Source organism: Pseudomonas sp. FG35 (assembly GCF_057809295.1).
On the sequence record NZ_JBMDJR010000005.1, the window covers coordinates 253,606 to 265,348 of the forward strand.

General features: G+C 59.1%; 11 protein-coding genes. 9 read left to right on the forward strand and 2 right to left on the reverse strand.

Going from position 1 to position 11,743, the window contains the following annotated elements:
* Window positions 1-28: 28 nt before the first annotated feature.
* From ACODTD_RS12480 to ACODTD_RS12515, 8 genes are read left to right on the forward strand one after another with little or no spacing between them, the layout of a single operon-like run.
* Entirely contained in the window at window positions 29-1,423 is a 1,395-nt protein-coding gene (locus tag ACODTD_RS12480; RefSeq protein ID WP_201819817.1) for a TIGR01777 family oxidoreductase, read from the forward strand.
* 9 nt (window positions 1,424-1,432) lie between these two features.
* Complete coding sequence (locus ACODTD_RS12485; protein ID WP_489104892.1) at window positions 1,433-3,883, forward strand: PEP-utilizing enzyme; 2,451 nt, start codon at window positions 1,433-1,435, stop codon at window positions 3,881-3,883.
* A complete protein-coding gene (locus tag ACODTD_RS12490; RefSeq protein WP_285354284.1) occupies window positions 3,880-4,602 on the forward strand; it encodes a hypothetical protein in 723 nt (240 codons plus the stop codon). Before ACODTD_RS12485 ends, ACODTD_RS12490 begins: the two co-directional genes overlap by 4 nt.
* Window positions 4,603-4,639: 37 nt before the next feature.
* Window positions 4,640-5,146 carry a hypothetical protein gene (locus ACODTD_RS12495; RefSeq protein WP_285354285.1) on the forward strand — a complete coding sequence of 169 codons (507 nt, stop codon included), beginning with the start codon at window positions 4,640-4,642 and terminating at the stop codon, window positions 5,144-5,146.
* Between the two features lie 4 nt (window positions 5,147-5,150).
* Window positions 5,151-6,014: a tetratricopeptide repeat protein gene (locus tag ACODTD_RS12500; protein ID WP_201819821.1), complete on the forward strand. Its 864-nt coding sequence runs from the start codon at window positions 5,151-5,153 to the stop codon at window positions 6,012-6,014.
* A 2-nt stretch (window positions 6,015-6,016) separates the two neighbouring features.
* On the forward strand, window positions 6,017-6,772 hold the full coding sequence (locus ACODTD_RS12505; RefSeq protein ID WP_489104917.1) for a lysozyme inhibitor LprI family protein: 756 nt from the start codon (window positions 6,017-6,019) through the stop codon (window positions 6,770-6,772).
* A 51-nt stretch (window positions 6,773-6,823) separates the two neighbouring features.
* Window positions 6,824-7,816, forward strand: coding sequence for a hypothetical protein (locus ACODTD_RS12510; protein WP_489104893.1), 993 nt, complete (start codon window positions 6,824-6,826; stop codon window positions 7,814-7,816).
* 28 nt (window positions 7,817-7,844) lie between these two features.
* Window positions 7,845-8,933 (forward strand): hypothetical protein, encoded by a 1,089-nt coding sequence (locus tag ACODTD_RS12515; protein WP_489104894.1) that lies wholly within the window; start codon window positions 7,845-7,847, stop codon window positions 8,931-8,933.
* Window positions 8,934-8,995: 62 nt separating this feature from the next.
* Here the strand turns inward: ACODTD_RS12515 and ACODTD_RS12520 are convergent, their stop codons facing one another.
* Window positions 8,996-9,355 (reverse strand): DUF6124 family protein, encoded by a 360-nt coding sequence (locus ACODTD_RS12520; RefSeq protein ID WP_085647070.1) that lies wholly within the window; start codon window positions 9,353-9,355, stop codon window positions 8,996-8,998.
* A gap of 434 nt (window positions 9,356-9,789) precedes the next feature.
* Between ACODTD_RS12520 and ACODTD_RS12525 the strand changes: the two genes are divergently transcribed.
* Window positions 9,790-10,173 carry an SCP2 sterol-binding domain-containing protein gene (locus ACODTD_RS12525; protein ID WP_096817262.1) on the forward strand — a complete coding sequence of 128 codons (384 nt, stop codon included), beginning with the start codon at window positions 9,790-9,792 and terminating at the stop codon, window positions 10,171-10,173.
* 96 nt (window positions 10,174-10,269) lie between these two features.
* Here the strand turns inward: ACODTD_RS12525 and ACODTD_RS12530 are convergent, their stop codons facing one another.
* The gene (locus ACODTD_RS12530; protein WP_011336567.1) at window positions 10,270-11,670 is read right to left on the reverse strand and encodes an aminoacyl-tRNA deacylase and HDOD domain-containing protein; all 1,401 of its coding nucleotides are present in this window, start codon (window positions 11,668-11,670) and stop codon (window positions 10,270-10,272) included.
* Between the last annotated feature and the right edge of the window lie 73 nt (window positions 11,671-11,743).

Consider the following 11,743-nt stretch of genomic DNA (forward strand, 5'->3'; position numbering starts at 1 on the left):
CCCTCAAGGAACGCGCTCAGGACACGGAATGCCAGCCCCCTCTTTCTCTCTTCGCCCCGTGATGGTGCTTTGGCTGTACGCCGCGGCAATCGTGCATGTGCTCGCCGGTCTCACGCTGACCTGGGCCGGTCATTCCGGATTACTCGACGGCTATTTGCACACCCTCGAACTCGCGTTCTGGGGCGCCGATGCGGTCCCTGCCGCCGGTCAAGAGCTGCAGGTCTGGTGGCTCGCACTGTTCGGCGCGACGCTGCAAAGTTATTCGCTGTACATGCTCGCGCTGGTGCATTTGGGCAATCGCCTGAAATCATCAAGTGTGTGGGGCTGGTTGATGGCGGGCGTGCTGTTATGGGCGCCTCAGGACATGTGGCTTTCAGCGCAACAACAGGTCTGGTCGCATCTGTGGCTCGACGGTTTTGCGCTGCTGGTGCTGTTGCCGCCGCTGGTCTGGTTGCTGCGCCATGATCGTCGAAAATCCCCACCAGAAAGGACCGTGAGCAAGTCCAACCCCTTTGTCGGCGGCGCCTACAAGCGTGTGCTGATCACCGGTGGCACCGGGTTTATCGGTGAAGCCGTAGTCAATCAATTACTCGATGCCGGCCACACCGTCAGCGTGTTGGCGCGTGATCCGCTGAAAGCGGCGAACCTGTTCGACGGTCGCGTCCGCTGTGTACGGTCGTTGAGCGAACTCGGCCGTGACGAACCCTTCGACGTAGTGATCAACCTCGCCGGCGCACCGGTCGCCGGTCCACGCTGGAGCCCCGAGCGGCAGGCGCAATTGCTCGCCAGTCGGGTCAACACCACTGAAGCGTTGATGACCTGGCTGAAAAACGCCAGGCACAAACCGGCGCTGTGGATTCAGGCCTCGGCCATCGGTTTTTACGGCGTGCGCGATGCCAGCGAAAGCCTCGATGAACAAGCCAGCAAGGGCGACGGTTTCATGGCCGAGCTCTGTGCGCGTTGGGAGGCTTCGGCGCAACCCGCCACGCAGTTTGGCGTGCGTCAGGTGGTGCTGCGCCTCGGCGTGGTGTTTGGTCCGGGCGGTGCGCTGCTGCCGTTGCTGATTCCGTTTCGCCTGGGTTTCGGCGGGCGCATGGGTGATGGTCAGCAGATCATGAGCTGGGTGCATCGCGACGATGTGATTCAGGTGATCGCTCGATCCTTCCACGATGAAAATTTGCGCGGCACCTACAACATGGTCGCGCCTGAAACCGTCAGTCAGGCAGCCTTCGCCGAGAGCGTCGGCAAAGTCCTCAAGCGCCCGGTGTGGTTCCACATTCCTGCAGCGCCCGTGCGTGCGTTGGTCGGTGAAATGGCTCAGCTGTTCTTTGACGGTCAGCGTGTGGTGCCGCGGCGTTTGAGTGAGGCAGGTTACGAGTTTCGCTATCCGACCCTCGACGCCGCTCTGCGCGATCTGGCCTGAGGATCGCCCATGAGCAAGCCTCTGATGTACCTGCTGGCCGGCAACGGCAGCGCCGCCGATTGGTGGAATGACGCGCTGCCGCATTTTCAGCGTTACGACGTGGTGCCGCTGGAGCTGCCGGGCTTCGGCGCCAACCCGCAGCCGCCCTGCGAGGATCTGGCGGCTTACGCCCAAACCTTGTTGGCGATGACGCAAAAAGGCAGCGCGATCATGGCCGTCGGGGTCAACGCGTTGCTGGTGCTGCATGCGCTGCAACGTCGGCCCGGGTACTTTTCTCGTAGTGTTCTGTTGGCGCCGGTGGGCGCCTTTTTGTGGCAGCGCCGATTGCCGGCGTTGATGTCACCGCTGCCGATCCGCAAGTCCATTCACTGGCTGCTGTCGAACAAACCCACGCTGTTCGCCCGCAAGTTCTCCAACCAGACCTGGACACCCGCGCAGTACCAGCGCATGGGCGCCGGTTATGCGCGTTGCCGTGCGTTTGTGCCGCACTGGGATCTGATCCGTGCCGACACCGCGCTGCCATTGCTGGAGTGGATCACCGACCCGGTCCAACTGGTCTGGGGTGATCAGGACAAGGTGCTCGGCATCGAGCAAGCCGCCGCGTGGTCAGCGATTCTTGCGCGTGCAGATCTGACCATCAGCCTTCAACCCGGTTGGGGCCATTACCCGTGGATCGACGCGCCCGCGCAGTTTGCGCAGTGGCTGGAGTCAGGCGAACGCGGGTTTGTCGCGCACACCAAGGGCGGGCGTTTGCGTCTGGCGGAACTGGCCCGGCAACCGGTGCCGGCGGCGCTGACCCTCAATGATTGCAACGACCCGCGACTACCGACCTTCCTCGCCCGCCAACCACAGACGATCTGGGCGGTGCGCTCCTCCAGTTATGGCGAAGATCAGGCCGACTCGGCGAATGCCGGTTTGAGCACGACCTACCTGCGCGAGCCGGCCGCCAACGTGCCGGCACGTATCGCCGAGCTGACAACCGAAGGTGTCGAGGAAGTGGTGGTGCAGCGCTTCATCACGCCGCAGGTGTCGGGCATCGCGTTTGTGCGTCATCTGTCGGTGGAACTCGAATGGGTTGAAGGTCATCTTGAGTCCCTTGCCGATGGTCAGATCAGCCCGGAACGAGCGACGCTTTCGCGGCTCGGCGATGCCTGGCGCACCGGCACGTTCACGACCGCCCACGGTTTGACCGAAGACGTGCTGTGGCGCTTTCTCCAGGATGTCTTGCGGGTGTTTCACTATGTGCCCGGCGATGTCGAATGGGCCTGGGACGGTTCGCAACTGTGGCTGCTGCAATATCGGCCGATCAGCGACTACGGCTGGCGCCGGCACCTGACGGCCGCCAACATCGCCGAGATCTTGCCGCCGCAACCCAGTGTGCTGGTGGAGTACGCCCAGCGCCGGGCCGCCGCGAGTATTCCGGCGATCATGGCCCGTTGGGATGCGCGGGTGTTGCAGGACAACGAGCCGTTCACGGCGGTATTTGGCGGCGCGTCCTACATCAACAACGACCTGTTTCTCGCACGCTTGGCCGACTGGGGCATCAGCGCCAGCAACTATGCAGGTGAAGTCGGCGGCGCGACTCCGCATCTGCCGTGGCGACCGCTGCGGATGTTGCGTTCGCTGCCATTGTTTCTGCGCATGCAGCGTATCGCTCGCGGGCATTTGCTGAGCCTTGAGCACGGCTTGCAGCGCTTCGACCGGGAGCTGACGGACCTCGTCGCCCAGGGTGCGGACGGGCAACAACTCGCCGACTGGTTTACCCGGTTCTATGTGTTCGTGGTACAGGGCAATCTGTGCATCGCCACGGCGCTGGCCAGCAGCGGCGGGGACTGGCTTGGCCGACCACCCACCGCTTACGACAACCTGGAAAACAGCCCCCATCGACTGCCATGGGAGACCGATCCGGCCACACCTCGACCCGTATCGAGCGCGTTGCCATTACAGGCCTTCCCGCAATGGTCAGGGCTGATTCGCCTCGCGCATTCGACCGGCCTGCCGGGCCTGCGTGGTTACTACCTGCAAGTGCGCGAGTGGTATCGCGACAACCTGATGCGCATCTTCTTCCGCCTGCATCACGCCATGCCGCTGGCGGATCGCGAACACTGGTTTGCGCCGCACCCGGACATCCGCACGCGCGACGGCAGCTTCTGGCAGGACGGCCGCGAAGGTGCCGAACAGGCCACCGGATTCATGATTTACCCGGGGCAGGTGAGGGGCATTCTTGGCGAAGACATCTTGCTGGAAGACACCCTCGATCCCGGGCGCCACGCGCACTATCAGGCCGCGCGGGCGGTGATTGCGCGGATGGGCGGGCGGTTGTCGCATGGTTCGACGTTGTTGCGGGAACTGCGCAAGCCTTCGGCGGTGATGCCGCAGGTGGATCTGGCGTGGATCGGGTGCGAAGTGTTGTATCGGGATGGTGAGCTGGAATTGATGAATTCGAAGGATGTGAAGTGAACGCCCGATACTTCCATGGGTTGATGTCTGGTTTGCTCGTGCTTGCTCAGGTGGGCCATGCCGCCGATGCCGTGATAGTCGGCAATTCAATGGGTCAGTCACAGGTCCTTCACGGCCCGGCGGCGGCAGTTGTAGACATGGAGTCATGTCGGTTCTCAATGCCGCTGCTGCAAGACCAATGGTTGACGTTCGATGATTTCTATCCGGTCTTCGTGGCAGCCAAACAGTTGCCCAAATCGTCCAGCGCGCCTCGCTTGTGGCAAGCGCCAACGTCGAGTGGCTCCGATTGGCACTTCGAGAAACCCTCCAACCTGAGCCAGCCGTGGTTTGGTTTGATGTGTGAAAGTACGGAATTCTTTTCCCGCCTCACCGCCTGGAAACCTCCGGAAGACGATGCGTTTGCGGTGCAAGTCCTGCGTGATGACAACGACCGAAGGTGCCCGGCGACCCTCACTGATCACGGTTGGGTGCCCAACGAGTTGGCGGGTCGCGGGAGCACCTACACCTTCGAGCAATGGGCTGGGGAGGCTTCTTCAGGGTTCATCTTCGGCTTCCACGACAAGTCACGACGGCACATTACCCGCGTCGCTTTTTGCCTGCTGCGGGGTAAAGACGTGCTGATCGGCTCGGCGGAATCAGGCTCGGCCAAACCGTTGGCGATCAGCACCGAAGGATTTGAACAAATCAAAACAGCGGTGCGCAGCATCGCCTTCGAATGAATACCCAGACGATGAATGTCAGAGATGGAGTTACAGCGTGAAAGGATTTTCGATTGTTCTCGGCAGCTTGCTGTCAGCTGCCACTTCCATCGCATTCGCCGCTGATCCCGACTTCAAGGATTACGCCGTCACCCCCGTTTTCAGCGGCCCCAACCATGAGCCGGTGCAGCAAGAGCAAAGCAACGCGGTCATGGACAGCACCCGGGCGAAGGCCCTACAAGGCAAGGTCAACTTCGCCGGCCATTACATCCTGTACAGGTTCGGCTGTGGCGGCGGCGCCATTTGTGGCGAAGTGCTGGACGCCCAGACCGGTGATGTCGTTGGTGGTCTTCCGAATGCCTACGACGGCAGCACTTTCGACACGACGTACCTGCCCGATAGTCGCTTGATCATCATTTCCGGCGTCACGCTCGATGGCGAAGAAGATGCCCAAGGAAATCCTCTGGAAAACCGTAACCGGGATCGGTACTACGAATTCGTGAACAACGAGTTCCGGCTGCTTGGCATGACCGACGTGGAATCACCGTCGATTGATGAGGAATGAGTGGATGAACCGTCTACTCGCGGGCAGCCTTAAGTGGGTGATGATTGTCATCAGCCTCTTCGCTTCCGCCAATGCCTTGGCTGAGAGCATTCAGATCGTCGGGGTTGGCGGGCACATGTTGACGCTGAAGGATAAGAAATGGAGCAGGCCTGCTGCGGAGTTGGCGATCGCCTCGTTTACCGCGAATGGCAAGACTTTCCCACTCTATGTTTCCGACGTTGGTACCGAAACGCATGACAGTTGGCTAAGCCCTGACAAAAAAACAGTGCTGCTTCTTCAGACTCTGTATGGCGTTGTCATTGGTCAAGAGGCTGAAGAAATTCCAACAGAGGAGACTGGTTGCGGTGTCGTTTCGATGGAGACCGGTTGCGTACTGAGTCAGCACGCAGCCACGTTTTGCTACGGCAAGTGGGAGGGCAATCGATGGACCTCCGGTGAAGGGGAAGTTCTTGACCTTGCCTTGACGACACCGTCTCCAAAGGATTTGTTGAATCGAGTCGCAAGTATTGAGGTGCCGCAATCTCGCGTGGAAGAACTCGAATTCAATCTTCGCACTATAAGTCCAGACGCCTATATGGCTTGTCACCCACCGGCGCGCAATGTTCAAGCTCTCAACGACCTAGCCTTCTACCTGGCCGAGGGCGGTAACGATGAACTTGCATTGAAGTTTTATCGAGGCGTTGAGGCCGTCGGCAAACGCACGGTACTGATGTTGAACATCGCCGACTCACTCTGGCGCCTTGATCGCAAAGACGAAGCGCAGCGCTATTACAGCGAGTACCGCGACGCGATGAGCGCGGACGGTAAGGCGCAGAAAATACCTCAACGTGCAGTTGAGCGATCCGTTATTCAGGGAATGAAACATTGAACATGTTTGTGCGCTGTATCGCGTTGTCCTTAGGCCTGCTGTCCGCTTCAGCCGTGCTCGCTGAGGACACTTGCAAAGTCATCACCGTGAGCTGGCAGTACGATGAGTGTGTGGAAGCCGACCGCAAGAGTGCCGACGCAAAACTCAATTCCAGCTACAAAAAACTGATGGCGCGATTTGAATCTCGATGGAAGCCTGAGCCTGAACAAGGAAAGGCTTACATGGCTATGGCAAAAGACTCGCAGCGCGCCTGGATCAAGTTGCGCGATACCACTTGCCCCCTCGATGCCACGGATGTCGAACCTGGTTCGCAGGCATATACCTTGGTGCTCAATAAGTGCATCGCCAGAATGAGTCTAGAGCGTGCAGCCTTCCTGGATGCGGTCGTTCCGGATGGTCCGAGTGAAGTGGTCGATGTCGCCAAGGTTTCCAGTTCTGCTTCGCAACGATACGGCGATGTGGTGGCTCGTTATGTCACTACGTTTGGTAGCCCCTGCCTCAATGTTCAGATCCTCGCGCCCGAGGGCAATTGGCGGGAGCTCTCCTCAAAACGGTTTTGCAGTTTTAACGGCAAATCGTTTTGGGATGGTTACGCCAGTGCCTTGTTTGAGGATCATGCATTCACTTCGGATGGTTTACAGCTGACGCTCAGCTTGTTCGAGCTTCGTGAGGAGGCAGAGAAGCGCCTCGCCTGTGTAATTCCGATTCAAAACGAGCGAATCAAAGAGCTGAAATGCGGCGCACCTGAGTCATCGTGAAACCATCAGCGTAAATATTTAGAAGATTGATCAGCAGGGAAGTGATCGGAATTGAACAGGCTCTTAAGTTGTTTTGGTGTGCTCGGGCTTATCGTCGGCTTGTCGACTCAGCCGGCATCGGCAAGTGACCCTCAAACCATCGGTGAACTGCATCCTCCGGTGGTTGCTTCGTTGGGTGATCAAAAGATCACGGTGTTCTTTTTGAAGAACAACCTCAAGGGTCAGGTCAGGGGCGTGCATGTGCCAGGTGCCGAGATTTTCTACGCGCCCATGAATGCGGTGAAACCTTCGCTGAATTATGTGTGGAAGGTTGAAGGCGAACAAATTGCCTCGGTGTTCTTCTTCGAGCGCAAATTCCCTGAGCGAGCGGGGAAGTCCATGTTTGTCCTGACAAAACACAAAGTTCTGCACGAGCATTTCGAAGGAGATTCCTATTCGGTGCTGGAATTGCCGCTCTTCAAGGACGGTGACCACTTGGCTTTGCAGTTCTTTCGGGGTGACCTGCCAGATCCTGAGTTACAGAACTGCCTTGACGGTATCAATCGGGAAGATGGCGTAGAAGTCGAGTGTGCTTACAAGGATGCGGCGAGCATCAAGAAGTACTTGGCGGATCTGGATGGAAGGATGATTTCGGATTCGAAACTGGATCAGGGTAACCGTCAGAAGCCACTCAAAACCGAGGGTGACAAGGCGAGTGTCGCTTGCCCCTCACCCAACTTTTCAACGTTCCTCTCAACCTTCTCTGAACGCGAAGAGGTGCAGAAAGCCTTCGTCCAGCAGCCGCTGAAAATGGTCACGACCGTGGCCGGTGATCCCGAGCCCGAGATGCAAAAAAGCAGCCTCAGCGGCGATCAGCTCAATTTCCCGATCATCCCGGATGTAGCGAAGCGAGAGGCCCAGGGCCTGACGTTGACCGTCAAGGAAGAGCAGGGTGATCACGCCGTCGCCATCCTGCAGAAACCAGATACCGATTATGTCTTCGAGTATCGGTTTGCCCGTGGGCCATGCTGGCAGCTTGAAGAAGTGATGGATTACTCGCTTTGAAACAGGTGGCAAGTTGAAAAGATTAGGTTTGATTGCGTTATTGATGTGTTCTTTCTCTGCGGTGGCGGCGCCGATGTTCCCGTCTCTCACGTCGTGCAGGGATGCTGACAGCGACTGTGCGCTGGCGCTGAAAGACAACTTTCTGGTGGACGCACATTCCGGGCAGCGCCTTTCCGAGACGGCGGAGCCGGCAGGGGCGATGAGTGACTTCTGGCTGTATCGAGATGGCGAGCGCTACATCCTTCAGGAAGAAAATTACTCCCAGGCGAAGTCGCGCCGTTGGCTGGTTTTCACCTATGACAGCGGCAAAGTGGTGCTCGACGGCGCTTATGTTTTCTCGATCGACATTGATATGAACACCGGGCCCTACTGGCATGGCTACGACTGCCGAGGTGATGCCAAGCCGTTCGCCGTGCCTACGAAAGACTCGTTCAGTGAAGTCGCTTTGGATGCGTTATGCGGGGAGGCCGAAGGCTGGGTCGTCTCGGGCGGGGATACCAAGGTGCCGGTGTCGGCCAAAGGGCTGGCCGTCAGTGTTCCCGTTTATCACGCCCGCAACCGCGATGGTTCAGCGACTTACCTGTTCACTGAAAGCGATGATCCGGATCTTTCGAAGCTAATTTGCCTGTCCAACTGTGCTGATATCGCGAAAGCGCCGGAGCGCGTTTCGCAGGAGACGGCGCCGTTGAAGGGCGGGCAGGATGGAACGTTGTGCTCGGATGACGAAGACATTTACTTCAGCTGCCCGCTGGAGGGCGGCAAGACGGTTTCTGTTTGTGCGCGGGGAAACAGCAAGCCCACGGCCGGTTCTGTTCAGTATCGCTACGGTGTGCCGGGGAATATCGAGATGGTCTACCCGAAGAATGCTACGCCACCCAAGGGCAAATTCTTTGTTGTAGATGCGTCGGAAGGCAGCGTGAACCTGAACATCATCAAGTTCAAAAGCGGTGCGTATACCTACCTCGTTAGCCAGGCCTTCGTAAGTTTTCTGACGGTACTCAAGGGGGACAAAGTTGTATTCCGGCAGTCCTGTAATGCCGGTGGTCATGCTTACGTACATCGGTTGGCGGATTTCGGGTTGGAGACGCGACCAAAAAGCGCGGAGGACTTTCGCTAGTCGCTGCTGCCGAAGATCAGGAAAGGGGACTCAACGTCCCCTTTTTGCCGCCCGCAATTCAGCTACGGCTTGGCGTGATACTCCCGAAACTCAATGTGATCGAGCGTGCCTTCCACCATCAACCGTACGCCGTCCGCCATTCTGCTCAGGCCCAGTGCCATTGAGCGGCGGGGGCCGTCGAGGTCGTCGGCCAGGTTGGCGGCGAAGGCGCTGATGGACAGGAGGTCTTCGGAGGCGTTGGCCATGAGGGCTTCGGCGTCGGCGTTGGGGCAGAGGGCGAACAGGCCGCCCAGGCGTTTGGGGCGTGGGGCGGTGGGTTTGAAGTGGTGGTCGAGGGCGCGTTCGGCGGCTTCGTGGAGTTTCTTTGAGTCTGGGAATTCGTAAGGGGAAACTTCTTCGTCAGTGAAGGTTGGGTCGATCATCGGTGTAAATCCTTTTGAGTTGGAAAGATTTGCTCCGGTTTTCGGACTTGCACATCCGGTCACCGATTTTGCGGTGACACATAGAGGCTATCGACGATGGTCCAGCCTGCCTAGTTCACGGACAGCACCGCAGTTTGAAGGAGATTTCCCAAGGATTTGCGGGGTAGAGGAACAAGAAACCATTGCTATCGGCAGCTCCTACAGGAATGTGTTTCTTCAGGTGTAGGACGGGGGATGGTGTGACGCGGAGCGTCACGGGAGGCATTCCCACGCGGAGCGTGGGAACGATCAGGCTCAAGGGTTTGCAAGCGTGACTTGGTAGTCATCATGCGAGAAAAGACCTGCATCGTCTTCTATCAATCCAGGATAGTGGCGAATCCATCCGAATCCCTTACACTCCCCCAGCCGTTCATTTTCCTTTTGAGGCTGTGCGCATGAAATTTCGTTTTCTTCTGTGGATGCTGGGTCTGTTGATGGGTAAGGCCAGTCGGACAAATCCTGCGTTCCAGCAGCAGTTGGGTGACAAGGATCTGGTGTTTCAGCTGCAGACTCTGGACGGGAAGGTGGCGCGGCATTTCGTGGTGAAGGACCAGCGCATTACCAGCAAGTCTGGTGTGGTGGCGGAGCCGGCGTTTGCGATTGCGTTCAAGGACGCGGCGTTCGGGTTTGCCACGATGCAGGCGAAGAACAAGCAACTGGCGTTCATGCAGGGGATTCAGGACAAGTCGATTCAGCTCAAGGGCAACCCGGCGCTGGTCATGTGGTTTCAGGGGTTGATGAAGTATTTGAAGCCTAGGAAGGCCAAGCCAAAGGCTTGATGCGTTCAGTTGGACCGAGTTGGATTCATCGCGGGCAAGCCCGCTCCCACAGGGATCGCGTAGATCTTGTGGGAGCGTGGCTTGCCCGCGATGCTTTTAAGCCTGGCTGAACTGCGAAGCCAGTTCCCGCAGCAGCACTTCCGCCTCAAGCACTTTGCTGACCACATCATTGGCCTTGTCGCGGCTCAAACCAACGCGCTCCAGCAGCGCATCCGGAATGTCTTCATCCGGCCCGGAGCCGATTCCGCGACTGCGCAGCAGGCGCACGGCCAGGCAGACGAGGTTCGGGTATTCGGCGTAGGCGCCGTCGTAGTTCGGGTCGTGCTGGAAGCGCAGGGCGGTGGCCAGTTCGTCCGGCATGTCCCAGTAGCGCATCAGCCAGGAGCCGATCTGTTCGCGGCTGATGCCCAGCAGGTGTTGCTCGACATAGCTGTGGCACAGGTGTGGGTTGACCTCCAGGTGGCGGCAGATCAGCGAGAAGTGCGGCGGGAACACGTGGGCCAGCAGCAGGTAGCCGAAGTTGTGCAGCAGGCCGGCGAGGTAGGTCAGGCCGGATTCCGGACGCTGGGCGCGCGGCATGGCGCGGGTCAGGCCTTCGATGACGGCGGCGGTGTAGATCGACTGCTGCCAGTACGGCGTGGTGTGTTGCGGGTGGTCTTTCGGCAGGCTCAGGGTCTTGCCGAGGGCCAGGCCCAGCGCCAGGTTGATTACCAGATCGAAGCCCAGTACGCGGACGATCGCGTCTTCCACCGAACGGATCTTGCCCGGCGACGCGTAGTACGGCGACGCCGCCCAGCTCACCACTTGCGCAGCCAGCGCCGGGTCGGTTTCGACCACGCCGGTGATGTCGTCGATGGTGGCGTTGGGGTCGACGCGCAGCTTGATGATTTTTTGTGCGGTTTCGGCCAGCGGTGGAATCTCGATGGTCGCTTCCAGACGCTGCTGGATGCGTCTCGCGGTGAACGCCTGAACGGCCTGGGTGATTTCCTCGCGGTCATCGTCCGGGCGGTCGAGGTTCGGGCGGATGCTGCTCAGGGCTTCGCCGAAGTTGGCGGCGCTGGCCTTGGTCAGCATGGTCTTGAAGTCTTCGCTGGCGATTTCCAGCAGCAGGCCCGGCTCGCCGGAGTTGATCAGCAACTTCGGTTCACGCAGCAGGCTTTCTTCGTAGAGGCACGGCGAACTGGTCAGCGCCGGCAGGCCCGGCAACAGGCTCAGGCTGTGTTTGCCGAGCATCTTTTCCAGGCGCTCGGTGGACACGGCGGTCAGGCGACGGCCCGTCAGTTCGGCGAGGCGGTTGAGATCCAGCAGCTGGCTCTGTGGAAACAGCACCATCAGCGCACCGACCGCGTCGTCCAGCAACACCGCCTGCACTTTGCGCGAGGCGTTGAGGCCGTGGTGGTCGAGCACTTCTTCGTAGGCGACGCCCAGCTTGTTGAGCAGCAGCCGAATAACAGACGGAGCGTGCGGTGATTCGGGAGCGAGAGCAGCTTCGGTCATGGTCTGTATCCGTTTTTGAAACAATTGCTGGAGTATAACCAGCTTGGTTGGAACGAGCTGTCAGAAACTGCGA

Excerpts from the sequence above, each read along its gene's own strand:
- ACODTD_RS12480 (WP_201819817.1), top strand. The coding sequence starts at position 29 with ATGCCAGCCCCCTCTTTCTCTCTTCGCCCCGTGATGGTGCTTTGGCTG.
- ACODTD_RS12485 (WP_489104892.1), top strand. The coding sequence starts at position 1,433 with ATGAGCAAGCCTCTGATGTACCTGCTGGCCGGCAACGGCAGCGCCGCC.
- ACODTD_RS12500 (WP_201819821.1), top strand. The coding sequence starts at position 5,151 with ATGAACCGTCTACTCGCGGGCAGCCTTAAGTGGGTGATGATTGTCATC.
- ACODTD_RS12505 (WP_489104917.1), top strand. The coding sequence starts at position 6,017 with ATGTTTGTGCGCTGTATCGCGTTGTCCTTAGGCCTGCTGTCCGCTTCA.
- ACODTD_RS12520 (WP_085647070.1), bottom strand. The coding sequence starts at position 9,355 with ATGATCGACCCAACCTTCACTGACGAAGAAGTTTCCCCTTACGAATTC.
- ACODTD_RS12525 (WP_096817262.1), top strand. The coding sequence starts at position 9,790 with ATGAAATTTCGTTTTCTTCTGTGGATGCTGGGTCTGTTGATGGGTAAG.
- ACODTD_RS12530 (WP_011336567.1), bottom strand. The coding sequence starts at position 11,670 with ATGACCGAAGCTGCTCTCGCTCCCGAATCACCGCACGCTCCGTCTGTT.